The sequence below is a fragment of the Comamonas sp. A7-5 genome (assembly GCF_039581385.1).
In the GTDB taxonomy this organism is placed as follows: Bacteria; Pseudomonadota; Gammaproteobacteria; order Burkholderiales; family Burkholderiaceae_C; genus Comamonas; species Comamonas thiooxydans.
This window is the reverse complement of the sequence record NZ_JBCPWO010000001.1, coordinates 348,345-374,873: the sequence shown is the minus strand read 5'-3', so window position 1 is coordinate 374,873 and position 26,529 is coordinate 348,345. Positions and strand designations below refer to the sequence as shown.

25 protein-coding genes and 2 riboswitches are annotated in these 26,529 nt (G+C 63.9%); of the genes, 5 read left to right on the top strand and 20 right to left on the bottom strand.

From position 1 onward, the window contains the following. Window positions 1–64 precede the first annotated feature (64 nt). The 4 genes from cobF to cbiE are packed head-to-tail and all read right to left on the bottom strand — an operon-like array spanning window position 65 to window position 3,250. Window positions 65–823, bottom strand: a complete 759-nt coding sequence (gene cobF / locus AAIL67_RS01690) for a precorrin-6A synthase (deacetylating) (RefSeq protein ID WP_343483237.1) — start codon at window positions 821–823, stop codon at window positions 65–67. Beyond that, window positions 823–1,617, bottom strand: coding sequence for a precorrin-4 C(11)-methyltransferase (gene cobM, locus AAIL67_RS01685; RefSeq protein ID WP_063660912.1), 795 nt, complete (start codon window positions 1,615–1,617; stop codon window positions 823–825). Before cobM ends, cobF begins: the two co-directional genes overlap by 1 nt. After that, a complete protein-coding gene (locus tag AAIL67_RS01680; protein ID WP_034407857.1) occupies window positions 1,614–2,057 on the bottom strand; it encodes a cobalamin biosynthesis protein in 444 nt (147 codons plus the stop codon). The genes cobM and AAIL67_RS01680 overlap by 4 nt, the downstream gene beginning before the upstream one ends. Next, complete coding sequence (gene cbiE, locus AAIL67_RS01675) at window positions 2,054–3,250, bottom strand: precorrin-6y C5,15-methyltransferase (decarboxylating) subunit CbiE (RefSeq protein WP_343483236.1); 1,197 nt, start codon at window positions 3,248–3,250, stop codon at window positions 2,054–2,056. Before cbiE ends, AAIL67_RS01680 begins: the two co-directional genes overlap by 4 nt. Between cbiE and AAIL67_RS01670 the strand changes: the two genes are divergently transcribed. Further along, window positions 3,243–3,998, top strand: a complete 756-nt coding sequence (locus tag AAIL67_RS01670; RefSeq protein ID WP_343483235.1) for a cobalt-precorrin-6A reductase — start codon at window positions 3,243–3,245, stop codon at window positions 3,996–3,998. The genes cbiE and AAIL67_RS01670 overlap by 8 nt on opposite strands. A 31-nt stretch (window positions 3,999–4,029) precedes the next feature. Here the strand turns inward: AAIL67_RS01670 and cobJ are convergent, their stop codons facing one another. From cobJ to AAIL67_RS01605, 13 genes are all read right to left on the bottom strand, one after another. Beyond that, window positions 4,030–4,818: a precorrin-3B C(17)-methyltransferase gene (cobJ, locus tag AAIL67_RS01665; RefSeq protein ID WP_343483359.1), complete on the bottom strand. Its 789-nt coding sequence runs from the start codon at window positions 4,816–4,818 to the stop codon at window positions 4,030–4,032. Between the two features lie 25 nt (window positions 4,819–4,843). After that, complete coding sequence (gene cobI / locus AAIL67_RS01660; protein WP_343483234.1) at window positions 4,844–5,584, bottom strand: precorrin-2 C(20)-methyltransferase; 741 nt, start codon at window positions 5,582–5,584, stop codon at window positions 4,844–4,846. 11 nt (window positions 5,585–5,595) lie between these two features. Further along, window positions 5,596–6,225, bottom strand: a complete 630-nt coding sequence (locus AAIL67_RS01655) for a precorrin-8X methylmutase (RefSeq protein ID WP_343483233.1) — start codon at window positions 6,223–6,225, stop codon at window positions 5,596–5,598. Then, on the bottom strand, window positions 6,209–7,480 hold the full coding sequence (locus AAIL67_RS01650) for a nitrite reductase (protein ID WP_343483232.1): 1,272 nt from the start codon (window positions 7,478–7,480) through the stop codon (window positions 6,209–6,211). Before AAIL67_RS01650 ends, AAIL67_RS01655 begins: the two co-directional genes overlap by 17 nt. A gap of 197 nt (window positions 7,481–7,677) precedes the next feature. Beyond that, a riboswitch (cobalamin riboswitch) is annotated at window positions 7,678–7,918 on the bottom strand. 173 nt (window positions 7,919–8,091) lie between these two features. Further along, entirely contained in the window at window positions 8,092–8,712 is a 621-nt protein-coding gene (locus AAIL67_RS01645) for a VWA domain-containing protein (protein ID WP_343483231.1), read from the bottom strand. Window positions 8,713–8,756: 44 nt separating this feature from the next. Further along, a complete protein-coding gene (locus AAIL67_RS01640; protein ID WP_343483230.1) occupies window positions 8,757–9,971 on the bottom strand; it encodes an ATP-binding protein in 1,215 nt (404 codons plus the stop codon). Next, a complete protein-coding gene (gene cobN / locus AAIL67_RS01635) occupies window positions 9,968–13,804 on the bottom strand; it encodes a cobaltochelatase subunit CobN (RefSeq protein ID WP_343483228.1) in 3,837 nt (1,278 codons plus the stop codon). Before cobN ends, AAIL67_RS01640 begins: the two co-directional genes overlap by 4 nt. Window positions 13,805–13,867: 63 nt before the next feature. Then, the gene (gene cobW / locus AAIL67_RS01630; RefSeq protein WP_034351882.1) at window positions 13,868–14,914 is read right to left on the bottom strand and encodes a cobalamin biosynthesis protein CobW; all 1,047 of its coding nucleotides are present in this window, start codon (window positions 14,912–14,914) and stop codon (window positions 13,868–13,870) included. Between the two features lie 21 nt (window positions 14,915–14,935). Beyond that, window positions 14,936–15,793: a (2Fe-2S) ferredoxin domain-containing protein gene (locus tag AAIL67_RS01625; protein WP_063660926.1), complete on the bottom strand. Its 858-nt coding sequence runs from the start codon at window positions 15,791–15,793 to the stop codon at window positions 14,936–14,938. After that, window positions 15,790–16,605: an ABC transporter ATP-binding protein gene (locus AAIL67_RS01620; RefSeq protein WP_082877225.1), complete on the bottom strand. Its 816-nt coding sequence runs from the start codon at window positions 16,603–16,605 to the stop codon at window positions 15,790–15,792. Before AAIL67_RS01620 ends, AAIL67_RS01625 begins: the two co-directional genes overlap by 4 nt. Then, window positions 16,605–17,741, bottom strand: a complete 1,137-nt coding sequence (locus AAIL67_RS01615) for an iron ABC transporter permease (protein WP_343483227.1) — start codon at window positions 17,739–17,741, stop codon at window positions 16,605–16,607. The genes AAIL67_RS01620 and AAIL67_RS01615 overlap by 1 nt, the downstream gene beginning before the upstream one ends. Beyond that, on the bottom strand, window positions 17,738–18,781 hold the full coding sequence (locus AAIL67_RS01610; protein WP_063660928.1) for an ABC transporter substrate-binding protein: 1,044 nt from the start codon (window positions 18,779–18,781) through the stop codon (window positions 17,738–17,740). Before AAIL67_RS01610 ends, AAIL67_RS01615 begins: the two co-directional genes overlap by 4 nt. An 88-nt stretch (window positions 18,782–18,869) precedes the next feature. Beyond that, window positions 18,870–21,002, bottom strand: coding sequence for a TonB-dependent receptor (locus tag AAIL67_RS01605; protein WP_343483226.1), 2,133 nt, complete (start codon window positions 21,000–21,002; stop codon window positions 18,870–18,872). 156 nt (window positions 21,003–21,158) lie between these two features. Further along, window positions 21,159–21,402, bottom strand: a riboswitch (cobalamin riboswitch). A 261-nt stretch (window positions 21,403–21,663) separates the two neighbouring features. Here AAIL67_RS01605 and AAIL67_RS01600 point away from each other — a divergent pair. Together AAIL67_RS01600 and AAIL67_RS01595 are read left to right on the top strand one after the other, a co-directional pair. Beyond that, the gene (locus tag AAIL67_RS01600; protein ID WP_343483225.1) at window positions 21,664–22,161 is read left to right on the top strand and encodes a DUF2721 domain-containing protein; all 498 of its coding nucleotides are present in this window, start codon (window positions 21,664–21,666) and stop codon (window positions 22,159–22,161) included. Window positions 22,162–22,175: 14 nt separating this feature from the next. Continuing rightward, a complete protein-coding gene (locus AAIL67_RS01595) occupies window positions 22,176–22,505 on the top strand; it encodes a hypothetical protein (RefSeq protein WP_063660932.1) in 330 nt (109 codons plus the stop codon). A gap of 1 nt (window position 22,506) precedes the next feature. Here AAIL67_RS01595 and AAIL67_RS01590 read toward each other — a convergent pair whose 3' ends face one another. Then, window positions 22,507–23,427 (bottom strand): HTH-type transcriptional regulator ArgP, encoded by a 921-nt coding sequence (locus AAIL67_RS01590; RefSeq protein ID WP_034407878.1) that lies wholly within the window; start codon window positions 23,425–23,427, stop codon window positions 22,507–22,509. A 91-nt stretch (window positions 23,428–23,518) separates the two neighbouring features. Between AAIL67_RS01590 and AAIL67_RS01585 the strand changes: the two genes are divergently transcribed. Next, on the top strand, window positions 23,519–24,169 hold the full coding sequence (locus tag AAIL67_RS01585; protein ID WP_003062963.1) for a LysE family transporter: 651 nt from the start codon (window positions 23,519–23,521) through the stop codon (window positions 24,167–24,169). Between the two features lie 58 nt (window positions 24,170–24,227). Here AAIL67_RS01585 and AAIL67_RS01580 read toward each other — a convergent pair whose 3' ends face one another. Continuing rightward, window positions 24,228–24,536 carry a hypothetical protein gene (locus tag AAIL67_RS01580; RefSeq protein WP_003062961.1) on the bottom strand — a complete coding sequence of 103 codons (309 nt, stop codon included), beginning with the start codon at window positions 24,534–24,536 and terminating at the stop codon, window positions 24,228–24,230. A gap of 164 nt (window positions 24,537–24,700) precedes the next feature. Next, window positions 24,701–25,177, bottom strand: coding sequence for an Lrp/AsnC family transcriptional regulator (locus AAIL67_RS01575; RefSeq protein ID WP_003062959.1), 477 nt, complete (start codon window positions 25,175–25,177; stop codon window positions 24,701–24,703). 88 nt (window positions 25,178–25,265) lie between these two features. On the opposite strand from AAIL67_RS01575, the gene AAIL67_RS01570 reads away from it, so the two are divergent. Next, complete coding sequence (locus AAIL67_RS01570) at window positions 25,266–26,165, top strand: EamA family transporter (RefSeq protein ID WP_034369627.1); 900 nt, start codon at window positions 25,266–25,268, stop codon at window positions 26,163–26,165. The last annotated feature ends 364 nt before the right edge of the window (window positions 26,166–26,529 follow it).

Below are 26,529 nucleotides of genomic sequence, written 5' to 3'. Positions count from 1 at the left end.
GAAGCACACCGCACGGTGATCCGGTGTGCCTGCCAGGCGACGGATGCGCCTGGGCGACCTTGGGTCAGGGGGCCGCGATCCTGCGCAGCAGGTAGATGTCCATGATCCAGCCATTTTTTTCGCGGGCCTGGGCGCGCCTGCTGGTGATGTCTGGCGCGATGTCGCAAAGCCGGCCATGCATGAGCAATTGCTGGGGCATGCCCAGATAGGCACCCCAGTAGATGTCGACATCGGTGTCTTTCAGCTGTTCATAGCTGCGTTGACCATCCAGCATCACGACCAGGGTGTTCACCCCGGATGGCCAGCCATTTTCACGCAGCTGGCGACCGGTGGTGATCAGAAAGGACTCGCCGATTTCATTGAGGGCAATGCCGTGGGCACTGCACAGCACCTGCATGGATGTGATGCCAGGCACGACGCGTACCTGTTCGCGGGCCAGGCCCAGACGCGAGGCAATGCGCAGCGTGCTGTCGTAGAGGGCCGGGTCGCCCCAGACAAGCAGGGCCACACGTCCCGAGCGAGCAGGCAGACGGTCCTGAAGACTGGCTTGCCAGCGCCGGGCAATGGCCTCATGCCATTCGTCCACTTGCTGGTCGTAGTCCGATCCCTGCTGGCGGCGTTGCGGCATGTCGAAGTGAGCAATTCGGCTCTCTTCCACGGCCAGGCTTTGCAGCAGCGACAGGCGGACCTGGGCCAGCTCTGCCTTGCTGTCCTCCTTGTGTGGCAAAAGAACCAGGTCGGCGCTGCGAATCGCTTTCTCTGCTTCCCGGGTGAGGTGATCGGGGTTGCCGGTGCCGATGCCGATCAGGAATAGTTCCAGCATCAGGCGCCCTCGGTTCCGCAAGGAAAGCGCGGTTCGTCGCCGCGCGGCCGATAGCGGCGATCATAGTCATTGGCATAGAGCCGGCTGCTGCCGAAATCCTGCTGGCTCAGGGTGGCCCCGACCAGAATCAGTGCGCTGCGCTGCAGCGGATTGGATCGGGCTGTGCTGGCGATATCTCCCACGCGGGTGCGCAGCAGTTGCTCGTCGGGCCATGAGGCGCGCCAGACAATGGCTGCCGGGCAATCCGGGCCGTAATGGCTGGTGAGTTCCTGCTGTACCTGCTCGGCCACATGGACCGACAGATGAATCGCCAGTACGGCGCCGGTCGCAGCGAAGGCGGCCAGGGTCTCGCCGTCGGGCATGCTCGACGCCCGGCCCGAGGTGCGTGTCAGCACCACCGATTGGCAGGAGCCGGGCAGTGTCAGCTCGGCTTCCAGCGCAGCGGCTGCGGCACTGAAAGCGGGGACACCGGGCGTGACGGTGTAGGGGATGTTCAGCTCGCGCAGGGCGCGCAACTGCTCACCCATGGCAGACCAGATGCTCAGGTCGCCGGAATGCAGGCGGGCAACATCCAGCCCTTGCTCGTGTGCGGTCTGGATTTCGGCCACGATGTCTTCCAGCGACATGGGGGCAGTGTTGACGAGACGGGCACCTGCAGGGCAGTGCGCCAGCAACTCGCTCGGTACCAGCGAGCCTGCGTACAGACACACAGGCGAGGCGGCCAGCAGATCACGCCCGCGAACGGTGATGAGGTCGGCCGCACCGGGGCCGGCTCCGATGAAATGAACGGTCAAGGCAAAACTCCAGGGATAAATGGTGTGGGCAGCGGCAAGCCGGCAATCGCCAGCGTCGCACGTCGGTCTGCCGAAACGGTGCGCAGCACCAGCAGCCGGCTATGGGCCAGGACTGCGCCGGCATGCAGGGCCAGGGCTTCTGCAACGCTGCCCGTGGCAAAGCGCTGCTGCAATCTTGCCGAATGGGATGGTGTGGCGATATGCGCAATCGCGCTTTCGGCACAGGTCTTCCAGTCGATATGGCCAGGAATCTGGCTCGCCCAATCCTGCAAGGCGCGCGCCGCTGAGGTCTGGCTCCTGGTGGCCAGCAGGGCAAAGGTCCAGCGGCAGGGTGCTGAATCCGCACCTCCAAGTCTCTGGCAGGCCTGGGTCCAGCAGCTTTCGAATGATTGAGGCAGAGCACCGGCTTGAAAGCCCCAGCCTGCGAACAGATATCTCATGGGCTGCTCCAGACCCACTGCACCAGGGGGCGGGCTGGGGACCAGGAATGCATGCTTCCCAGGCTCTGAGCTTCGCTCCATTGCAACTGATACAGCTGGCCGCCATGCGTACGGTGCAGCTCCAGCAGCAGTGCCTGGGTGTGCAGCGCCACGGCATTCACCACGAGGCGCCAAGGCCCGGAAAGACGCATGCACAGGGCATTGAACAGCTCCGCGCTGAAGCCGCCGCCGACAAAGACGGCCTGCGGCTCTGGCTGCAGACGGGGCAGGGCTGCCAGGGCATGGTCATGAACCACTTCGATCGCTGCCGCATAGCGCTGCGCGTTCTGCGCAATATTGGCCGCACGCGCGGCGTGCTGCTCCACGCAGATGGCCTGGCCGCCAGCCAGACACCACTCGACGGCGACCGAGCCCGAACCCGCACCCAGATCCCAGAGCCACTCGCCTTGGCGCGGTGCCAGCGCGGCCAGCGTCATGGCCCGCACCGGGCTTTTGGTGATCTGCCCGTCATGCGCAAACTCACTGACGGGTCTGCCTGGTACCCTGGACACACCTTTTTCGCCGCGCGCTTCGAAAGCCGCAGTCACGGGGGCCTTGGCTGGCTGGGTTGCCAACAGGGCGGCCAGTTCGCGTACCGTGCCACTGCGTATGTCTTGCTGATTGCTGCCTGCCTGCTCCACCAGCCACAGAGGGCTGTCGCCCCAGCCCTGTTGCTGCAGCCATTGAGCCAGAGTGTGAGCGGCCGGGCCATCACGCAACAGGCAGATAAAGCGCTCTTGAGGCGCCAGCAGAGGCGTCAGGCTGCTCAGGCTGCGGGCATGCAGGCCTAGGCAGTGGGTGCGCTCCTGGGACCAGCCCAGCTCGCCTGCAATCCAGGCAAATGTCGAGGCTTGAGGGTGGTTACGCCACTCGCCCGGCTCCAGGTGCCTGGCCAGCGATGCACCGGCACCGAAGTGAAACGGATCGCCGGACACCAGCACGGCCACGCCTTGCTGTCCACGCAGCTGCAGCACGGGCTCGACGCTGAAGGGGATCGGCCAGGCCCTACCGCGCGTCCCTGCTTGCGCCAGCGCCAGATGACGCGGACTGCCGAACACAACACTGGCATCATCCAGGGCTTGTCGCGCTGCGGGGCTCAGGCCTTCCAGCCCTGACGGATGAATTCCGATAATTGAAAGCCACGGATTGGCCATGACCCAAGTTCTCCTGTTAGGCGGCACTTTCGATGCCTATATCTTGTCCACGCTGCTGCATGAGGCCGGGGTGCAGGCCATCTATTCCTATGCCGGGGCCACCCAGACGCGCCGTACTCAGGCCTTGCCCGTGCGTGTGGGCGGTTTTGGCGGCGTGCAGGGGCTGGTCGATTACCTGAGTGCGCATCACATCACCCATGTCATCGACGCCACCCACCCATTCGCGGCACAGATGAGTGCCAATGCCATCGCGGCCTGCGCCCAACTGGATCTGCCCTTGCTGTCCATGGAGCGGCCAGCCTGGCAGGCGCAGCCCGGCGACCAATGGCAGCATGTGCCCGATATGGCGGCTGCCGCACAGGCCTTGAGTCGGTCTTTGAAGCGAGTGTTTCTGGCCATAGGACGCAAGCAGCTGACGGCGTTTGCAGGCCTGGCCGACGAGCACCAGTTTGTGCTGCGCGTCATCGACCAGGAGGGCGGTGCCTTGCCGTTGCCGGCATCCAGCTATGAACTGATCGTTGCGCGCGGTCCGTTTCGGCTCGCCGACGAACTGGCGCTGCTCGGGCAGTACCGCATCGACTGCATCGTCAGCAAGAACGCCGGTGGCGCAGATACCTATGCCAAGATCGAGGCCGCGCGCCAGCTGGGTATTCCGGTCATCATGGTCGACAGACCAGTGCTGGAGCCGCGCACCCAGTGCCAAAGCCCGCAACAGGCCATGGAGTGGTTGTACCGGCAGCGCTGCTGAGCACTTTTGCCTGGCAGGACCTTGCGCGTACTCAGGCATGGTCGCTCACGATGGAAGGGGCGCTGCTGCAGGCTTCATAGCTGCGCGGGGTGTAGACATGCTTGCCCACCTGCCTGGTCTGACTGTTGCCCACAATCACCACCGTGCGCATATCGGCCATATCGGCCCGTGCGTCCAGCAGCTTCACGACTCGCAGCGTCTCATCGGGGCGGCTAACGTTGCGGGCAAAGCAGATCAGGCGCTCGGGCTGGCACTCCTGCTGCAGCACCTGCAGGGCGCGCGAGAAACCCTCGGGGCGCGAGCGCGAGCAGGGGTTGTAGAACGCCATGGCGAAATCGGCCTGGGCGGCCAGACGGATGCGGCGCTCGATGATGCTGGCGGGCTTGAGGTTGTCGGACAGATTGATGGTGCAGAAGTCATGTCCCAAGGGGGCGCCCAGACGCGCTGCTGCGGCCAGCATGGCGGTGATGCCCGGCTGCACCTGCACGTCCACGCCCTGCCAGCGGGCATGCTCCTCGGGGCTGGCCTGCTCCAGCGTCTCGAACACGGCACTGGCCATGGCGAACACGCCCGGGTCGCCCGACGAGAGCATCAGCACCTTGCGGCCCTGGGCTGCAAGATTCAAGGCGTTGCGCGCACGCTCCAGTTCCTCGCGGTTGTCGCTGGCGTGCAGTTGCAGATGTTCGAGACCCTGCAGCCGCTCTACATAGGGAAAGTAGCCGAATGCATCGCTGGCGCTGGCAATGCTGTCGCGAACCTGCTGCGTCAGCAGGGCATCATCGCCGGGGCCCAGGCCCAGCACCAGGAGTTGTGGAGGCATTGTGGTTGTGCTCATGACAGCGCATTCACATGTCGTTTGCCGGGCGACGACCTTGGCCGTGCACGACGATGATGGCGAAATAGGGGCAGCGCTCAGGCGCCTCGCTCAGCGGCATGACCTGCTGATCGCTCATGGTGCCGTTGATGACCAGCCAGGCACGCTCCAGCTTGCCTTGCTCGTCCAGCAGCGCACGGATGCGGCCCAGATGCCGTCCCACCTTCATGATGACCAGTGCGTCCGAGCGCGCCATATGCTCGCGCAGCGGCGTATCGGGCAAGGTCGCGGGCAGCACGCTCATCACATCGTCACCCCAGGTCATGGGAATGCCGGTGGCATGCCAGCAGCCCACCATGCCGGGTATGCCGGGCAACACCTCCACCGTCACCTGTGCCGCCTGGCGCAGGCGCACATAGAGGTGCATGAAGGAGCCGTAGAAGAATGGATCGCCTTCGCAGAGCACGATCACATCCTCGCTGCGCGTGAGCTCCGTCAGCCGGGCCTGCCAGTCCTGATAGAAGCTGGACAGCTGGGCGATATAGCGGGGGTCGTCGTGCGGGATCTCCGTGGTCAGCGGGTACTCCATCGGGTACTCCGTGACCTCGGCATGCAGCAGGCCGTTGACCAGTTGCCGTGCCTTGCCCGGGTGACCGCGCTTGCGGAAGTAGGCAACATGGCGGGCGTTTCTCAGCAGACGGTCTGCCTTCACGCTCATCATGTCGGGATCGCCGGGACCCAGTCCCACGCAGAAGATTTTTCCGTGATTCATGGTGACTCTTCCTACTCCACCGTGGTTGCCAGCGCGTTGATGGCGGCAACCGTGATGGCGGAGCCGCCGAGGCGTCCTTGCACGATGGCAAACGGAATCTGTCCCCATTCGCGCAGCGCGTCCTTGGACTCCGCAGCTCCCACAAAGCCGACCGGGCAGCCGACGATGGCGGCCGGGCGCGGACAGTCCGGGTCCTGCAGCATATGGAGCAGATGAAACAGGGCAGTCGGCGCATTGCCGATGGCGACCACGGCGCCGTCCAGATGCTCGCGCCACAGCTCCAGTGCTGCGGCACTGCGGGTGTTGCCCATGTCGGCTGCAAGCGCTGGCACACGCGGGTCCTGCAGGGTGCAGATGATGGGGTTCTGGGCCGACAGGCGCTTGCGCGTGATGCCCTCGCTGACCATGCGTGCATCGCAGAGCACGGGTGCTCCGCGCTGCAGCGCGGCTTCCGCCGCTTCGGCAAAGGTCGGGGCGAAATGGATATGTGCGGCCAGCTCCACCATGCCGGCTGCGTGAATCATGCGGCAGGCGACCCGCTCTTCCACGGGGTTGAAGCGCTTGAGATCGGCCTCTCGGCGGATGATGCTGAACGATTGCCGGTAAATCTCTTCACCGCACTTTTCATAGTTGTAGGTCATTGAGTTGTTGCTGTATATCGTGAGGATCGGAGTTCAGAGGCCGATAGGGAATGGATGCCCTGGCTGACGGTTGCGCTTCAGCGGGGCTGGCGTGCAGCCATATCTGGCCCGTTGTGTCCTGGCTGGCAAACACCACACTTGTCGCATCGGCAGGCAGGGCACAGAGCTTGGCGCAGCCGCTGATATGAAGATGCCGGTCCGCCGCCTGTGAGCTGGCGAATTGCAAGGCCATGGGCTGGGCCGGGATATGGGCCTGAGGGCAGTTGGGGGCTCCGGTGCAGGCCGAGACCCGCAGGCGCACATCCGCGGACTGGCTGATCCAGTCCCTGGCATCGAGCCGGGCAGGCAGTGAATCCAGGTGCTTGTTCGGCAGAAGCAAAGATTTCCAGGGCGTGACCCGGATCTCCGCTTGTTCGGGCATGAGAGCTGCCAGCTTCTGTATGGCCCATGCGTCCAGGCGTCCCAACGGGGCGCCGAGCAGCAGGCCGTGAGGGTTGGGCGCTCCGGGCCGCAACGATCTGGCAGCGTTCCTGTCCAGAGTCCGGGACTCAAGGTGATGACTGGCCTTGGCGAGTCCGCAGGCCTGAAGGTCGATGGGCTTGGCAAGACCGCGCAATCGGCCTGCCGCCTGCGAACTGCGCTCACGGGCAAACCACAGGGCAATCTGTATGGTTGCCTGCACGGCAGCCGGTGCAGTCTCAAAGCCATACCAGTCTTCCGATTGGCCCAGGGCAAGCCCATAGCCTCCATCGACGCAGGCCCATAGCTGAAGGTCGGAGCTCAGGCTTCGGAGATGACACTGCGGATCGTCGACCAGCATGTCGAATTTGCCGGGCAGGGCCGGCATGTTCTGCTGTCGCAGGGCCAGGGGACTGAGGTCACGCGCCGCTGCACTGGAAAGCGCCAGAGCCAGTGCATGGGTGCGATCTCCTCTTGTATAGAACGGAGTGCAATGCACGGCAGGTGCCAGATCTGCCTGTTCATCGGCTGGGGCCAGCCTGGAGACAACGAGCGCCGTGCGCAAGGCAGGCAGGGCCGATTCGTGCATGCCGCGCAATTGCAGATTGCCGAGGCGGGTCAGCTCGATCTGGCCCGAGGCATGGGTTCGTGCGAGTTCGGCCAGTACCAGCCACTGAGCGGCGGTTAGAGACGCGCAGCGAGGGCGCACGCGCACAATCCAGCCGTCCTGTGCCTGCATGGGCTTCCAGGTGCTGGGGCACCAGCCACGAATCTGGATGGGCTCAGGGCTAGGCAAGCTCTGCTCCAGGCGACGAGGCCAGGGCACCGCCGGCCCGCTGGGGCAAATCTGACTGGCAAATTCCATGCAACATAGGTCATCCACGGTCGGTTTGGCCGATACCCGGGCCAGACAAACAAAATGTGCAGAGGGAAATGAAGAGGTGATGAGCCGCACGCAGGCGCTGGCATATCACAAGCCACATGCAACCCCGCTGCGCCTTGTACACACCAGGCCGGTCTCCGGACTTACAGAGCCCACCTGAGGGTGGCATGTCGATGCGCCTTCCCGCTTTCGCAGTGGCGGCCATGGCCGTGGGCCAGAGCATGCATCTCCATATCTCTGATTACCGTTGCGGGTGCAGTGCAGGATTGGTGGGAACTCCATTCACCTGCTTCTCGTTTCACCTCCGCGTGCAAAAGCACGCCATGAGGCACCTGTGGTGGCGCGATCTTACGCGATAACCTGGTGCACACGGCCGAACTCATCGGCCTGGCAGCAGCTTTCCTGCCGCTTGTGCGGCGACCGGATATCGATAGGGCGGGCAGGGGGCGGCGTGATGTCCTGTCAGATGATTATCAAAATAGATAGCTATTAACGCTTTCCTGTTAAGCGGTAGATGCCTTTTCTTAGCTAAATCTCAGCGGCAGTCGCAAGGTATCCGGCCAGACCTTTGCCAACCGCTCGGCACCGCCAAACAGACGCTTGCTCTGGACCGCAGCGGTTTCACAGTCCACCAGAACCTGTGCCACGGCAGGTGCAGGCCAGCGCTCCAGCTGTAGCACATCGGGGCTGCGGAAGTCGCTGATCAGCCACAGGCAGGATGATTGCCGAGAGTATCTGGCCGTCATCTGCCAGCCCGCCTCCAGGGCCTGGGCCAACGGCGTGCCGCCTCCGCCGCGTAGCGGCTCGATCAGATCGGCATTCCAGCGTGGCGCCCGCGTGGGCTCCAGCAGCCAGTGCAGCCGGCCTGCGCCGAAGCAGAGCAGGGCCACGGATTCGCGCTGCAGATAGGCCCGGCGCAGCCACTGCAGCAGCAGGCCCTTGGCCTGGGCGAATGCGCCGCTCTCCACCATGGAGGCCGAGCAGTCCAGCAGGAACAGGTGTTGCCTGCGTACAGCTCCCTCGGGCTGGCGCCAGCGCAGATGTGCGTGTGCCAGTGGCTGGCCCTGACGCTGGCGCAGTGTGGCTGTCCAGTCAATCGATGCCCCTGGCATCTTGTGGACGCTGGGTACGGCATGGCTGGCCAAGGCCAGGCCATGGTTTTCGGAGCCGATTTGCCCCCGGCCGGCGCTCAGCGCAGCGGACCGGAGGCTCGGGCTTTTTTTGCGGCCAGGGCCTCCAGGGCTGCCTGTGCCATGGCATCGGCCTGTTGTGCATCGAAGGCGGTGCTGCTCACGGCTTGAGCCTGTCCCCAGCCGGCAGGCGGCTGTTCGAGGCTCGGGCCTGCCTCTTGAGGCAAGGAGCTGGTGGCGCCGGGCTCGCGGGTAGCCGGTGAATGAGATGCTGGTGCCTGGGTATCGGGCTCTGTGCGGGCTGCGCTGCCCGCGCCTGACGGTGTGGCGGGCGTTGCCGGCGGCTGGGCGGAAGGCGTGGCTGCGGGGGGCTGCCGCAGCTGGCTGGAGCTGCCCGGATCTGGCTGGCTGGCGCGATGCTGCAGCACCAGTGGCGCGACTTCGGACACATGTGCGGGCGTGATGCTCTGACTGCCTTGCCAGGCCGCCAGAGCGCGTGCAGCACGCAGCATGACCAGGTCGGCGCGCAGCCCGTCGACCTGGGCGGCAATGCACTGCAGGGCCACGGCCTCGTGGACGGCATCGCTCCATGTCAGCTCCGAGGCATTGCGGCAACGGCTGCGGGCCAGCGTCAGCCTTTGGCGAATCTCCTGCTGCTCGGTTGCATGAGATCGGGCGAAGCCCTGGGGATCCTGATCAAAGCGCAGCCTTGCCTTGACGATGCTGCTGCGCAGCTGCGGGTCCTGAGCATTGTCCAATTGCACACAAAGGCCCAGTCGGTCCAGCAGCTGTGGCCGCAGCATGCCTTCTTCGGGGTTCATGGTGCCGATCAGCACAAAGCGCGCGGCATGGCTGTGCGAGATGCCGTCGCGCTCTATGCGATTGATGCCGGAGGCGGCCACATCAAGCAGCACATCGACGATGGCATCGGGCAGCAGATTGATTTCATCGACATAGAGCACGCCGTCGTGCGCCTTGGCAATCAGACCCGGAGCGAAGCCCACTTCGTGGCCTGAGAGCGCCTTGGACAGGTCCAGACTGCCGGTCACATGCTCGATGGATGCGCCTAGCGGCAGGGTGACAAAGGGCGCAGGGGCCAGCAGGTCCGCCAGCGCGCGGGCCGCCGTGGACTTGGCCGTGCCGCGCGGGCCTCGAATCAGCACGCCGCCCAACTGCGGCTCTATCGCGGCGAGCAGCAGGGCCTGCACGAGGGCGGGCTGTCCCTGTATGGCAGAGAGTGGGAATACGGGTGCCGGATCGTGGTTCGGGCTCATTGGGAAACCTGTCCTTCCATGAATTCTTCGTGCTCCAGCATCTGGGTCAGCAGGCTCTGGCGATGCTCGCCGGGCTGCTCCCACATGCCACGGTCTATGGCTTCCAGCAGGCGCGAGACGATATCGCCCAGCGCCTGTGGATTGTGCTGGCGCAGAAACTGGCGCACGCTCTCATCTTCCACATAAGCCTGGGTGACCATGGCGTAATGCTGGTCCGAGACCAGCGCGGTGGTGGCATCGAAGCCGAACAGATAGTCCACCGTGGCCGCCATCTCGAAACCGCCCTTGTAGCCGTGGCGCATGGCGCCCGCAATCCACTTGGGATTGGTGACGCGGGCGCGTACCACGCGGCCGATCTCCTCGGCCAGGGAGCGAATCCTGGCAGACTGAGGATTGCCGTGGTCGCCATGATAGACGGCAGGGTCGCTGCCGCCCAGGTGCCGCACGGCCGCCACCATGCCGCCCTGATGCTGGTAGTACTCGCTGGAGTCCAGCAGGTCATGCTCGCGGCTGTCCTGATTCTGCAGCACCACGTCCAATGCCTGCAGACGCCGCTCCAGAGCGGCGCGGGCCGGCACGCCATCGGCCTGCTGGCCGTAGGCATAGGCACCCCAGTGCAGGTAGTGGCGTGCAAAGTCGCCCGCGTCGGTCCACTGGCCGCTACGCAGCATCTCATGCATGCTGGCACCATAGCTGCCGGTGGGCGCTCCGAAAACGCGCCACAGCGCCTGTTCGCGGGCCGCGTCGGCGCTCAGGCCCTGATCCACGGCAGCCTGCGTATCTCGCAGCACGCGCGCGCGGATGGGGTTGTCCTCGGCGTCCTCATCGAGCTCGGCCACGGCACGCACCGCGGCATCGAACATCTGCACCACGTTGGGAAAGGCATCGCGGAAGAAGCCGCTGATGCGCAAGGTCACGTCGACACGCGGGCGACGCAGCCCCACGGCGGGAATGACTTCAAAGTCGGTCACGCGCTGGCTGCCGGCCGCCCATTTGGGACGAACCCCGATCAGGGCAAAGGCCTGGGCGATATCGTCACCGCCGGTACGCATGGTGGCTGTTCCCCAGACGGAAAGACCGATGGCCTGTGGATATTCGCCATGCTCCTGCAGATAACGCTCCAGCACGCGCTGCGCGGACTGCTGCCCCAGTGCCCAGGCGGTCTGGGTGGGGATGGCACGGGTGTCCACGGTGTAGAAGTTCCGCCCTGTGGGCAAGGTGTCGCAGCGCCCGCGCGAGGGCGAGCCGCTGGGGCCCGGCGGCACAAAGCGCCCCTGCAGTGCTCGCGAGAACTGCAGCAGCTCCTGCGGGCCGCAGGCATCCAGTGACGGTGCAATCTGCTGCTCTATGCGCGTCAGCACTTGTAGTGTGTGCGGCCAGTCGCGGGCCAGCGTGGGATTGGCAATGACCTGCAGGGCCAGCAGCTCGAGCCGCTCGCGCGTGTCCCCGCCATGGCGCCAGGTGCCGGCATCCTGCTGCTGCAGCGCGGCCGGACGCAGGCCGTTCCAGGGGGCTGCGGCATCCATGTCCAGCGGGTTCCAGTCCATGGCCGGCAGCAGGTCGGCTGCAAGTGCATTGAGCAGGCCTTGCTCGTTGCCGGCATCGCCGGGATAGCGAGCCAGCGAGACCAGGGTGGATTCGCGCAACTGGCCCTGTGGCGAGCTGCCGAAGATATGCAGGCCATCGCGGATCTGGGTTTCCTTGAGTTCGCACAGATAGGCATCGATGCGTTCCAGCAGCAGCTCGTCGGCACCGGGCTGCGCGCCCGCCGCTTCGAGACCGAGTTCGCGCAGCAGATCCTGCTGTCTGGCGCAGTCCAGAATCTGCTTGCGCAGCATGCCGGAACGGCGCAGATCGACCAGCAGGGCTTCGTAGTACTCGTCCACCAGGCGTTCCAGCTCCTGCATGGGACCGTGGTTTTCGGCGCGCGTGAGCGGTGGCATCAGATGGTCGATGATGACGGCCTGGCTGCGGCGTTTGGCCTGAGCCCCTTCGCCGGGGTCGTTGACGATGAAGGGGTAGACATGCGGCAGCGGGCCGAGAATGGCATCGGGCCAGCATTGCTGCGACAGCGCGAGGCTCTTGCCCGGCAGCCATTCCAGATTGCCATGCTTGCCCACGTGGACCATGGCGTCCACGCCAAACACATCGCGCAGCCAGAAGTAGAACGCCAGATAGTGATGGGGCGGCACCAGCTCGGCGTCGTGATAGCTGGCGTAATCATTGCGCCCGTCGAGAGAACGTGCGGGCTGTATGCCGACAAAGACATGGCCCAGCTGCAGGCCCGCAATCATGAACCAGCCATCGCGCAGCATGGGGTCTTGCTCGGGCGCTCCCCAGCGCTCGGCGATGGCCTGGGCCATATCGCCGGGCAGTTGTGCCAGACGCTGTTGATAGGCCTGCAGCGAATAGCCCTGACTTGCAGGGCGCAACGGCCATTTTTTGGGGTCATTGGCGATGCCTTGCTGCAGCAGGCCCATCAGCGCCAGGCCGGAGTCGGGCCGCGCAGCAGCATCCCCCAGTTGCCAGCCGTCGCGTGCCAGCTGATCCAGCAGGGCAATGACGGATTCCGGCGTATCGAGACCCACGCCGCTGCCCATGCGTGCCTCGCTGCCCGGGTAGTTGGCCAGTATCAGCGCGGCTTTCTTCTGAGCCGCAGGCTTGCTGCGCAGCTGGCACCAGCGCCAGGCCAGCTCGGCAATCCAGGCAATGCGGTCGGGCTCGGCCTGGTAGCTGATCACATCGGTTTGCGTCAGCTCGCAGCGATGGGCCAGGCCTTTGAAGCTCATGGCGCGTGTCATGATGCGACCGTCCATCTCGGGCAGCACCACCTGCATGGCAATGTCGCGCGGGCGCAGGCCCTGGCTGTCGGCCAGCCAGTCCTCGCGGTTGCTGCCGCTGGCAATCACCTGCAGCACGGGAATGTCGCCGGCCAGCGCGTCGGCCGCCTCGCCGGTGCGCGCATGTTCTCCGAGGGCAGCAAACGCCGTGGTGTTGAGGATGATCTGCACCTGGTGGGTGATGCACAGGGAGCGCAGCGTCTGCAGGCACAGCCCGTCCTTGAGCGACTCCAGGGCCAGCGGCAGCGGGTTCAGGCCGCACGCGAGCAGGGCGTCGGCCATGGCATCGAAGGCCTCGGTATTGGCCGCCAGCAGATGCGAGCGGTAGAAGACCAGCATGGCCACGGGGGCACCGGGCAGCCAACGTGCCTGCAGGTCGTCCAGGCCCGCAAGATGCCCAGCATCGTCAGCCAGCCAGCCTTGCGGCACATGCACGGCCACGGGGGGCAGCACCCGCACCGGCGCTCCCTCGCGGCCTCGGTTCAGGCCCCAGGCTGCCGCCATGCGCAGGAACTCGCGGGCATTGCCCAGGCCGCCGGCGCGCAGGTACTGCCACAGCGCGCGGCTTTGCTCGGGCTCCAGCGTGCCTTTGGCCAGCAGTTCGGGATCTTCCTGGTTGTCGCCCGAGAACATGGCCAGCTTCTGGCCCTTGCGGCGCGCCAGCTTTTGCAGCTGCTCGATGCCGTAGGGCCAGGTGGACTCGGCTCCCAGATGATCGACGATGACCAGCCTGGCATGCTGCAGCACCTCGTCGATATACAGATCGAGCGAGGCGCTCTGGCGCAGATGCAGCAGGTTGGCCAGGCGCAGCGTGGGCGTGGACCCTGCGGCCCGGGGCTCGGCCTGTAGCCACATCCGGTAGGCATCGGCCAGCAGCGACAGCGTGGTGTCGGCAGAGCTGAGCACCACCATGTCTGCAGGCGTCTGGTCCAGACGGGTGATGATGCTGTCGTCTTCGACAAAGCCGCCGGGGCGGGAGCTGAGCAGGTGCATGATTCAAAAAGATAGCTTTATCCGCTTGCCAGTAAAGCGATAGAGGCCGATTTGGCTAGGATTTTATGCCTGGGCGCCCATCAAGGCCTGGCGCAACATGGCGGCGTCCAGCTGCTTGCCGATGAACACCAGACGCGTGGCCGCAGCTTCGCCGTCGGCCCAGGCACGGTCGAAATAGGCATCAAAACGGCGGCCCACGCCCTGCACCAGCAGACGCATCTTCTTGCCAGGCAGAGCGGCAAAGCCCTTGACGCGCAGCACGCCATGCTGCTCAACGATGGACTGCAAGGCCTGCATCAGGCGGTCGCGGTCCACGGCACCCAGGTCGAGGTGCAAGGAGTCGAAGGCATCGTGGTCATGGTCTTCGTCATGGTCATGGTGGCTGTGCTTGTCGTCGATCGACAGCTCGGCGGCGCGATGCTGGCCCAGCAGCACGTTCAGGGGCACCTGGCCCTGCACGGCTTCGATCATCTTCACGCTGGCCGGTACTTCTTCGGCCACCAGGGCTCGCACCTGACCGAGTTGTTCGGCCGTGACCAGATCGGCCTTGGACAGCACCACCAGGTCAGCGGCCGAGAGCTGATCCTCGAACAGCTCATGCAGGCTGGCGTCATGGTCCAGATTGGGGTCGGCCTGACGCTGCTCGTCGACAGCATGCGGATCATGGGCAAACTGGCCGGCGGCCGCAGCGGGCGTGTCGACCACGGTGACCACGGAATCGACGGTGAAGACATTGGCAATGTCGGGCCACTGGAAGGCCTGGACCAGGGGTTTGGGCAGGGCCAGGCCGCTGGTCTCGATCAGCAGCACATCGATGTCGGCGCGGCGTTCTGCCAGGGCCTTCATGACGGGGAAGAACTCTTCTTGCACGGTGCAGCACATGCAGCCGTTGGCCAGCTCGTAGATCTGGCCGTCTGCGCCGCCTTCCTCCTTGCAGCCTATGGCGCAGGTCTTGAGGATTTCGCCGTCAATGCCCAGTTCGCCGAACTCGTTGACGATGACCGCCACGCGCAGGCCCTTGGCCTGCTCGAGAATATGGCGCATCAGCGTGGTCTTGCCGCTGCCGAGAAAACCGGTGACGATGGTGGCGGGGATTTTGGTGGTTTGCATGGATCACTCTCCGGATGGGGATCAACAGGGAAATTCAACAGGTAAAACTGATTCGTGCAGCGCGGGCCGTGGCCCATGCACGCGCAGGTGTTCGTGGGGGCAGTCATGCTGCTGCACATGGGCTGTCAGCACGGGCTCGATCGTCGTGGCATCCATGGGGCCGTACCACACGCCTTCGGGGTAGGCGATCATCAGCGGGCCATGGTTGCACGGGTACTGGCAGCTGGTTTGCAGCAGCATCACCTGCTTTTTGAGCAGCGGGTTTTGCTGCACGGTGCGTGCCAGTTGGGGCCACAGCGCGACGGCTCCCTTGGCCGCGCAGCGTGGGCCCACGCACCACAGCACATGGTGCTGGTGCTCCGGCACTTGGGACCAGGCTTTGGGGTCGCGCTCCCAGTCTTCATCGGCCAGCAATTGCGGCACATCGGGCTGCTGCAGCGCGCTGGGAATGGTGGCGGCCAGCAGCTCGGCCAATGCCGGCAACTGCAGCAGGGGTTGAGCAAAAACGATGCGAGGGGCGTGTTTTCCGGGTTGCCCTTCAGCCTGTTGCTTGGCGCGCCAGCGCATGATGAGCTTGTGCAGCCAGCGGCGCAGCGAAGGCTCGTCGGGCACCATGACGGTCAAGATCAGGATCTGATCGGCATCGGCGCACAGGTCCAGCGCTTCGGGCAAGGCAGGCTGTGCTCGGTCCACAAAGGCGGGTTGCACACGCAGCACAGGCGTTTGTGCGGCAGCCAGCCGGGCCTCAAGCTGCGTTGCCAGATCGCTCAGTTCCGTCAGGCCGCCCGCATAGGCCGCACCGCGGCTGAGCACCACGATGGCCAGGCCGGCGTTGGCTGCAGGTAAAGAGGGCGTGGGCTCAGTGCAGGTCTGGGTCATAGCAGCTCATCTGGCATGAATTCGATCACGGGCTTGCCCGTGCGTGCGCTGGTGTGCACCTGGGCGCGCACGCCGTAGACACGGGCAATGGTCTCTGACGTCAGCACTTCGGTCGGAGTGCCTTGCGCCACCAGTGCACCGTGCTGCAATAGGTAGATGCGGTCGCAGTAGTGCGCGGCCAGCGGCAGCTCGTGCAGAGCGGCCAAGGTGGTCAGGCTCAGGCCGCGAATCAGGTTCATCAGCTCGAACTGGTGGCGCACGTCGAGGTGGTTGGTGGGCTCATCCAGCACCAGCAGTGGCGCTTGTTGGGCCAGTGCGCGGGCCATGAGCACGCGCTGCTTCTCACCGCCCGAGAGCGTGGAAAACATGCGCTCGGCCAGTGGCTGGGCCTGCACCCGCGTCAGCGACTGGGCGACGATGGCAAAGTCTTGCGCGCTGTCTTTGTCAAAGGCGCTTTGGTGCGGCGTGCGTCCCATCAGCACCACATCGCGCACGCGCAGATCGAACTCGCTGGCATTTTCCTGTGCCAGCACGGCCATGGCACGGGCGTTGTCGCGGGCACTGTGCCGCCAGACGTCGTGCTCCTGCATACAGACCGTGCCGCTGGCGGGTCTGAGGATGCGGTAGACCATGCGCAGCAGCGTGGACTTGCCACTGCCGTTGGGCCCGAGCAGGCCCACGAACTGGCCACGCGCCACTTGCAGGCTGACATCACGCACGATATGCGCCGCTGCGGCCTGAAAGTTGAGCTGACTGGCCTGCAAAAGCAGCTCGCTGTGGCTGGGTGCCTGAGCTTGATGGGCTTGGAACATCACAGGCTCAGCCTTTCCCGGGCATTCTTGCGGCACAGCATCCAGACAAAGAAGGGGCCGCCCAGCAGCGAGGTGATGACGCCCACAGGCACCTCGGCCGGAGCAAAGCTGATGCGCGAGAACACATCGACCCAGACCAGAAAGATGGCGCCAACCAGCGCCGCCACGGGCAGCACGCTGCGATGCTCGGCCCCCACAAGCATGCGCGTGACATGGGGCACGATGAGGCCCACAAAGCCGATTGGGCCTGTCAGCGCCACCAGCACGCCGGTGACCAGAGAGACCAGCACAAACAGCCAGCGCCTGGTGCGCGTGGTGTCCACGCCCAGCGTCATGGCGGTTTCTTCGCCTGCGAGCAGGGCATTGAGTGAGCGCGCCTGCGTCAGCAGCAGCACCACGCCTGCCAGCAGCAGCAAGGCAGGCAGGCCCAGTTCGTCCCAGCGCGTGCCGGCCAGGCTGCCCAGCGTCCAGGTCAGCACCGAGTTGGCCAGCTCGCGCTGATCGGCCGTGAGCACGATCAGGCTGGTGACGCCGCCCAGGCAGTAGGCAGTGGCCACGCCGCCCAGAATCAGGCGCGAGGCCAGTAGCCTGCCGTGGGCATGGGCGAGAAAATACACCGTGGTGCAGGCGGCCAGCGCGCCGCCAAAAGCGCCCAGCGGCAGGGCCAACTCGCCCGCAAACGCCAGTGTGCCAAAGGCCAGCACGCTGACCGCGCCTACCGAAGCGCCAGACGACACGCCCAGTAGATAGGGGTCGGCCAAGGGGTTGCGCACCATCGCCTGCATGGCCACGCCCACCACGGCCAGTCCTGCTCCGGCCAGAGCGGCCAGCAGCACGCGCGGCAGGCGCACGCGCCAGACGATTTGCTGCTGGGCCACGGTCCAGTCACCTCCGGACCCACCAAAGCTCAAGCCGAGGTTGTTGAGCTGCAGGCCTATTTCATGCGCCGTGATCTGCCATGCCAGTTGCGGCGCCATGCGCACCGGCCCCAGCGTGATGGCCAGCGTGAGCGAAAGCAGCAACAGCGCGATCAACGCCGCCAGCCACAGTGCCAGTTGACGGCGCTGGGCCGAGAAAGCATCGGCGGTGGCGCTGACCGAAGCCGCACTGCTTGGGTGCTCGGCGGTCTGCATCATGGCTCGCTCACCTGCTCGGGTATCTGCTCAGGGTGCAGCGCATGGGCCAGGCGCAGGGTGGCGGCGACATTGCGCGGGCCTGGCGTTGCCTCGGCAAACTCCAGCAGCACGAACTTTTGCTCGCGTATGGCCTTGAGGTGGGCCAGCTCGGGCTTGGCCAGCAGAAACTGGCGTTTGCCGTCGGTTACGGGTCTGTCGTTATCGACGATGACTATCCAGTCCGGTTCGCGGGCAATCACGTCTTCCCAGTTGCCGCGCATCCAGCTGCTGTCCAGATCGTCAAAGATATTCGTTGCGCCCGCGGCCTCGATCATGGCCTGGGGCATGGCATAGCGGCCCGTGGTGACGGGGATGTCTGTGCCGCTGTCAAACACAAAGACCTTGGGTTTGTGGCTCACGTTCTGGAGGGCATCGGTCACGCGCTGCAGCTGGGCGCGCTGCTTGCCCACCAGCGCCTGGGCGCGTGCTTCGATGTTAAAGATGCGGCCCAGGTTGAGCAGGTCGTTGAAAGTGTCTTCCAGCGAAACGCGTTCGCGAGCCACCTGCCGTATGCAGGATTCGCTGAGCACATAGCTGGCAATGCCCAGCTCCTTGAGGCTGGCAGGAGTGATCTGGCCGGGTCTGAAGCCATAGGACCAGCCGCTGAAGACAAAGTCCGGCTGGGCGTTGAGCAAGGTTTCCAGGTTCATGCCCTGGCTGGACAGATCGGGCACGCCGGCCAGCAGCGGCTGCATGGCGGTGGGCAGGCGGCTGATGTCGCGCAGACCGCCATAGCCCACCAGCCTGTCCTGCAGGCCCAGGGCAAGAAACATCTCCAGCAGATTGATGCCGTGCACCACGGCACGCTGCGGAACTTTGTCATAGACCACGGGCTGGGTGCAGACATCGATGGTGAGCGCTGTTTTTGCCGGTTTGCTGGGTGATGTTTGCGGGATGCTGCCGGCCTGATGGCTTTCGCCGCAGGCGCTGAGCGCTGCTGCCGAAGCCAGCACCGCGACAAACCATAGCGGTTGCTTCAGTAACAGGAGCTGCTGGTGCATGTATTTAAAGGACTTCATGGCTGAAAGTGTCTGAACTCAAGAAAATACAAGCGCAGGCAGCTACTGTTATCAAAGCGATGCATGGCACTTAGAACGTGAACTCGGCCGTGAGATCGACGCGCCGCCCCTCACCTGGGTAAGCCTGTGACGCCCTGGCGCTGGAGACGGCCGAGTAGGTGTAGAGCTTGTCCGTCAGGTTGCGCAGCGTCAGGCGATAGGTGCTGTGCGGCTGGGGACGCCAGCTCAGTGCTGCATCCCAGACGGTGTAGCCGCCGCTGCGCGCGGTGTTGGCGTTGTCCGCAAAGCGGCTGCCCACTGCACGTGCGCCCAGCGATGCCTGCCAGCGGCCCAGGGTGCTGTGGGTGGTGTAGTGGGCCCATAGATTGGCGGTGTTGCGCGCCACATTGGTGGGACGCTTGCCGGAGCGGTCGGCGCCACCGGCTTCGATCAGTTGGTCATACTTGGCGTCGACAAAGGCGTAATTACCCTCAAGGCGCCAGTTGGGTGACAGGCGCATCACCGCGCTCAGCTCCAGCCCCTGCGAGCTTTGCTTGCCGCCTTGCACAGACAGCAAAGCGTTGTTCGGGTCGCGCGTGATGATGTCTTTCTTCTCGATGCGATAGGCAGCGGCCGTCCATTCGCCCTGGCCCTGGGCGAACTGCTGCTTCAGGCCCAGCTCAATCTGGCGTGCCGTGGTCAGCTTGAAGGGGCTGTTGCCCAGGTTCAGGGTCAGCACATTGGTGACGGGGTCATGGCCTTGGGATAGCTGGCCGTAGAGGCTGGTCTGGGCACTGAGCTTGTGCGTCAGACCCAGGCGCCAGGCCGTTCCGTTCAGACGTTTGTCGAAGGAGCCGCTGCCCACCAGGTCATTGCGCTCAAAGTCCGTGAGGGCGCGGCGTATGCCGGCCAGCAGCAGCCATTTGTCGCTCAGCGTCCAGGCATCCTCGGCATAGAAGTCATGCGTGGTGGCCTGAGTGCGATAACTTGGCAGCATGGGCGAAGTATTGGGCCAGTAGCCCAGCGAGGGCTCGTTCACGCCGATGGTCGCGCTGCCCGCATAGTCGTTGCGTGCAAAGTTGAACCGGGCGCGGCTTACCTCCCAGCCCGCTACTACTTTGTGCGCACCGGCCTGGATGGTGGTTTCCAGCCGATTGCCGGTCTGGGCCAGATCGTGGGCCAGCTCCAGATAATCACCCAGCGTCACTTGCTGCTTGCTGGGGTTGTAGCTATAGGCTTCGATGTTGCGCCAGTAGCGATCGGCCTTGAAATGGTAGAGCTCGTTGCTCACGCTCAGCCAGTCGTTGACCTGGTACTGGGCTCGGGCGCGCACGCGCTTGTCCTTGATGCGGATATCGCTGTCAGCGGTGTTGAAGTTGCGTCCCAGCAGCTCGGGCACGATGGCACCGTTCACGGTGGGTGTGCCGAAATAGCGTGCAGGTTTTTCGTCGCTGACATCGGCCAGCAATTCCATGCGCAGGGCTGCCGTGGGCTGCCAGCGCAGCGTGCTCATCAGTTTGCCGCCGCTGGCGCGGCTCATGTCGTGCTCGCCATTGGTGTGGTGGCCATAGGCATCCAGGCGGTAGCTCAGCGTGTCGCTCAGCGCGCCGCCCATGCCCAGACCGAGCTTGGCCGTACCGTGCGAGCCGGCCCCGACCAGTACTTCGCGCACCGTCTCCTTGCTGGGCTGCTTGCGCACCACATTGGCCGTGGCGCCCACGGTACCCGTGCCATAGACGATGGAGGCAGGGCCGCGCAGCACTTCCACGCGCTCATAGCCCCAGCTGTTGGCAGGGTAGGGCGTGGTCGACGAGGCCACGCTCAGGCGCACGCCGTCTTCGGCGATGCCCACCGAGTTGGTGCCGGTGAAGCCGCGCGTGCTGAAGGACAGGCTGCTGTAGCTGGTGGCAGACAGTGGCGTCATGCCCACGGTGCGGCCGATGATGTCGGCCATGCGGCTGTCACCGCGCTCCTGCCAGGTCTGCTCGTCCACATAGTCGAGGCTGGCGGGCAGGTCGCGGGTGGCGATGCCGGTCCGGCTGCCCGATGTTGTTGGCTGCGACAGACCCAGTCCGCCAGGGGCGTTGTCCGTGACCTGTACGGTGGGCAGTTGTGCTGCCGAGGAGAAAGTGGAGGGGCTTGAGCTGTTGGCCGAAGGTTCTGCGGCCAAGGTCAAGGCAGGTGCCAGGCCGATCAGGGCAGCAGGCAGGGCGAAAGATTTCATGTCGTCAGCGAGAACTGACCAGCCTGCATGCATGTGACGAGACCATGACCGGCGTCCGGAGTGCGCCTGGGTGTGCGCGCCTGTCGCCGATCAGTTGCCGTCACGCTGCTCCCCGCAGACGGTCGTTGCAAATGCCGACTGCCGGAGTTGCACCCGGACGGTCAGCGCTTAACAGGCCGGTATCCGGGCTGGCAGATTGCGCGAGGCATGCCACTTCGTCTTCCCAGCGCTGCCGCGCACCTCTTTAAGAGGCCACGTAGAACGCCAGTGACTGGCTCTTGCTGGTGCAAAAGCCGTGAAGTGGATTGATCTGCTTACCGTTGCGGGGGCAGCCAAGGCTTTGAACCTTGTTCCCGTTTAACCCGATGAAACATCGGGCACCTGCTACGTTGAACAAGCTTGGCAGACCGCAGTCTGAAAGATCGTTCGCTAAAAATTATATAGCAGCAGCCATCGGCAGTGACTACGAGGCGGGATCCATGGCGACAAGGAAAGACACAGGGCCAGCATCGGCATCGCGGCAGGCATGCCAATTGTCGTCAAACATCTGGCGCAGTAGAAAAACAGCCATGACTGTTTTTTTGAGTGAATTCAGTCAAAACTGAGCTGACATTTGTGCATAAAAATAGAGGCTGAGACAGCCCCTGATTTTGAGGACACCATGAGCATCTGGTCCATCGACGCACAGACCGTCACCCACAGCATTCAGCTCGCTGTTGCGCCGGTTTTTTTTCTGACTGCCGTGGCCGGCATGATTGGCTCCGTAGCGGGGCGGCTGGCCCGCATCATTGACCGCGCCCGCAAGCTGGAAGAAAGCCTGCGCACCCTGGACGATCACGATCTGATCGCCCGCCATCTCAAGGAGCTGCATTTTCTGCGCGAGCGCGGGCGGCTGGCCAACGTCTCTATCGCGCTGCTGACGCTGTGCGGCATGTGCATAGGGCTGACCATCGTGCTGCTGTTCGTGGGCCAGGCCTATGGTGTCAGCGGCCACGGCTATGCCGTTTTCAGCTTTCTGCTGGGGGTGCTGGCCTTTGTGCTGGCGCTGTGCTGCTTTCTTTGGGAGACCATCATGGCAACACGCATTCTGGACTTTCATATGCTCAGCCAGGCCAGGGCTGCAGTGCGCCATGTGGCGGAGTCAGAGCGTCGTCCCTGATTGCGCTGCGAGACATGTTCTTCCTGCCTCTGATCCTGGTGCCCATCGTCTTTCTGATGGCACTTGCTCGCCTCTATCAGATTCCCGTGCAGCTGTGTTCGGGCCGGTTGCTGCTGGTCGAGCGCGGCAGGCCGGTCTTGCGTCTGACCACCTTGCTGGCCTATGCCGGCCTGCTGGCAGGTAGCGGGGCATTGCTTGCGGTCTTGGTGTATGCAAGCTTTTTCGCGGCCGACCGATGGTCGGCCTATCTGCATCTGGCCCCTTATCTGGCGCTTTATCCCTTTCTGTATCTGGCAGCAGCCTGGGTGTTCTATTACGGCCTGAAAAAGTCTTCAGCAGACTGAGCTAGTCCTGCATGGGCTCCAGCCAGGCAGCTGCGGCATGGATGATGCAGTCGGTCAGTCGCTGCAGGCTGGCCTGGGCATTGCGGGTGTGGGCCCAGTACATGGGGATGTGGAGATCTCTGCCTGGAAGCAGTTCCGTCAAATCGCCACTGGCCAGCTGCGGGGTGATCAGCTGTGCCGGGTGCATGCCCCAGCCCATGCCCAGCTCCACGGCACGGGTGTAGCCCTGGTTGGAGGGCAGAAAGTGACGCGCATTGTTGCGCCGTCCGTCCAGCCCCAGGCCGTGCAGCCATTGGTCCTGCAGGCTGTCCTTGCGGCCGTAGTACATCATTGGCGCCTTGGCCAGCATCTGGGCCAGCTCCCGATCCGACTCGGCCTGGGCCAGGTGGCGCTGCACAAACTCCGGGCTGGCCACGGCGATATAGCGCATGCGGCCCAGCGGCCAGGTGTTGCAGCCTGCAATCGCCGAGCCCGTGGCCGTGACGGCGGCCATGACTTCGCCTTCCTTGATGCGTTTGGCCGTGTGGTCCTGGTCGTCAATGCTGATGTCCAGCAGCTCGTTGCCATCCTGCGTGAAGGCCGCCATGGCATCCATGAACCAGGTCGACAGGGAGTCGGCATTGACCGCCAGCTTCAGCGTGGGCAGGGCGGTCTGTCCTTCGGGGACCAGCTCGGGATTCTTGCGCCGCAAATCGTTTTCCAGCAGCGCCACCTGCTCCACATGCAGGCACAGGCGTCGGCCGGCCTCCGTGCCGGTGCAAGGCGTACCGCGCAGCACCAGCACCTGTCCCACGCGTTCCTCGAGCAGCTTGATGCGCTGGGAGATGGCGGAGGGGGTGACATGCAGCTTGCGCGCCGCACGCTCGAAGCTTCCCTCGCGCAATACGGCGGCAAGCGCTTCCAGTCCCGCGTAGTCCAACATTAGAAATTCTTCATTGAATTGAGTAAATGTAATTTTACTTAATTGCTTCGCAGAGCAAGAATCCGGGCCGGTTTGGAGGAGTCAGCGGCTCATGGACATGACAACTAATTTTTATTCCGCCTGGATTGCAGGCTTTACGGTGTGCGCTTCGCTCATCGTTTCCATAGGTGCCCAGAACCTGTATGTGCTGCGTCAGGCAGTGCATGGCGAACATGTGAAGGCCTGCGTGGCTCTGTGTGTGCTCAGCGACGGGCTGCTGGTTGCGCTGGGTGTGGCCGGCATGGCGCAGATGCTGGCCAGCTATCCGGCATTGGCTCAGTATCTGACGCTGGGTGGCGCCGCATTCTTGCTGGCCTATGGCCTTTTCGCCTTGCGGCGCATGTGGCTGGCCCCGGATGCCGCCATGGAGGCCGGCGAGCGCAGGGCTGCACCACGCGGAATGATGAGCGTGCTGGCTGCGCTGGCAGCCATCACTTTGCTCAATCCTCATGTGTACCTGGATACGGTCTTGCTGATGGGCTCGATTGGCGCCCAGCAGGAGGGTGCGGGCCGCTGGTCCTACGTGATGGGTGCGGCCTCGGCCAGCTGCCTCTGGTTTGTGCTGCTGGCGATGGCGGGGCGCCGTCTCAAGCACTTGTTTGCCAACCCCGGTGCATGGCGCGTCATGGACGGCATCACCGGTGTGATGATGCTGTGTCTGGCCTGGTGGGTGGCAAACAGCGCTTTGGGAATGGAGATTTGAGTCTCAAGTTGCGCCAGCGCTATTCATTGCAGGCTCTTTCATACCCCCACATCGGGTTTCAAGCCTCTGCGGCTTGCTCCCACAGACCCACGGCTTCGATGAGGTTCCAGCTATTGCATTCAATGCGGTAGTGGCCTGTGGCTCCGGTTTTCTGGCTCTGGCCCTCGATCACCACAATATGCCTGCCATGGCGCTGGGCTTCGGAGAGCGGGCGGATCTTGTCGTAGTTGTGCCTCTCGGCAATGTCGCCACGAAAGGCAATCGTCACTTGCTCGCGCCGGGGGAAGTAGTCCTTGGCATATTTGTCCAGAGTGCGATCGGCAACCAGCGTGGCCATATCGGGCGAGGTGGCGGAAGAAGCGTTCATCGTGTCTCCTCAAGAGTGGACTCTTGTTTGTGTGCGGAATCTGAGCCGGTTTATGATGTAATTGTTGCATTTTGTTTCCGGTGGCGCCAGTGCCAATCTACATGGCAGATGGCAGACCTCGTCCTGCATCAACTCCGGCAGGGCGGTCGCACGGCGGAACCGCCTTATGGCGCAGACAACGGCAGCTGCAGACCTGTCTTGATGCGCTCCAGCGCGATCGAGGTGCTGTAGCGGCGAATGTTCTCGTCCCCTTCGAACAGGCGTTTGCAGATGGCCTGGTAATCATCCATGTCGGTTGCCGTGACGACCAGGATGTAGTCGGTTTCGCCCGTCACATAGAAGCACTGCTGCACAGCCGCTTCGTCGGCGATACGCGCCCTGAAGCCGCGCGACAGATCCGGCCTGTCGTTGACCAGCTGCACGGTGATGACCGCAGTCAGCGTGCGGCCCACCTTGACGGGCTCCAGCACGGCCACATTGGCGGCAATCACCCCGGTTTCCTGCAATCGTTTGATGCGCCGCTGCACGGCTGGGGCCGAGAGGTTGATGTGCTCAGCAATCAGACGCTGCGGCATGAGGTTGTCACGCTGGAGCAGGGCAAGAATCGCGTGGTCAAAGGAGTCCAGGTCGGCAGCAGGCATGGTGTTGGATGGGTTGAGAGCGAAACTTGCAGATTCAGGGCTGAAAACGAGCAAATTTCGCGGGTGACATGCAATATCGTACCCACCTATGTCAAAAAACAGCTGGAATCATTGGTGGCCCGTGTTGGCCGTGTTGGGCTCGGTCACTGCACTCGGGCTGGGGACTTCGCTGGCCAAGCAGCTGTTTCCTTTGATTGGTGCCCAGGGTACATCGGCACTGCGAGTGGGTTTTGCCGCGTTGATTCTGGTGTGCGTCTGGCGGCCCTGGCGCTGGTCGCTCAACCGTCAGCAGGCACTGGCTCTGCTGGTTTTCGGCATGGCACTGGGCGGCATGAATCTGATGTTCTACATGGCGCTGCGCGATATTCCGTTTGGCCTGGCCGTGGCCATCGAGTTTTCAGGACCGCTGGCCGTGGCCATCTATTACTCACGCCGCGCGCTGGACTTTATCTGGCTGGCGCTGGCGGTTGTCGGCCTGGCTTTGATTCTTCCTCTGGGTGGCAGTGCTTCGGGCCTCAACCTGTCCCCGGTGGGTATTGCCTGCGCGCTCGGAGCCGCCATCTGCTGGGCCTCCTACATCGTTCTGGGGCGCAGGCTGGGCCATATCCCCAGCGGCCAGGCCGTCTCCCTGGGCTTGCTGTGCGCGGCGTTGGTGGTGGTGCCGTTTGGTGTGGCCGAGGCTGGAGTCAAGTTGCTGACGCCGTCGATTCTGCTGTTCGGGCTGATGGTGGCGGCCATCTCCAGTGCCTTGCCTTACTCACTGGAAATGCTGGCTCTGCGCCGTCTGCCGCCTGCCACCTTCGGCATCGCGCTGGCGACCGAACCTGCCATTGCAGCACTGATGGGCATGCTGCTGCTCAGCGAGAACCTGACGGCCACGCAGTGGACCGCCATTGCCTGCATCATGGCTGCGGCCATGGGCAGCGCCGTGACGCGCCCAGGTACCAAATCGCCTGCGGTGGATGCTTCGGCAGCCACTTCCGGATGAATACCCATGCTATGAAAAGAGATGCTGCTAGCGCTTGCTCATCAATGCTTTGCCGAAATATTTCTAGTGAATAACCCTTGGAGTTTGAGCGGCAAGCTCTGTTTTCTGTAGCTGCAATAGTTCGAAACGCTGCTTGTGCAGCGTTTTTTTGTTGCCACCCAGATTGCCTGTAAAGCGATGTTCCGATCAGTTTTTCGAGTCGTCGAAATCTTGAATGATGGCAGATAGATAGGGGGCTTTATTGCTTCCATGAGGACAGGCTTCTATGCTCATTTCGAGTCATATTTTTTGACCGATTTTTGCGCTATCCGGTTTGCGGTTTTGGCTGTCGTGGCTACTGCGTATTTGTAGGAATCTCGGTCTA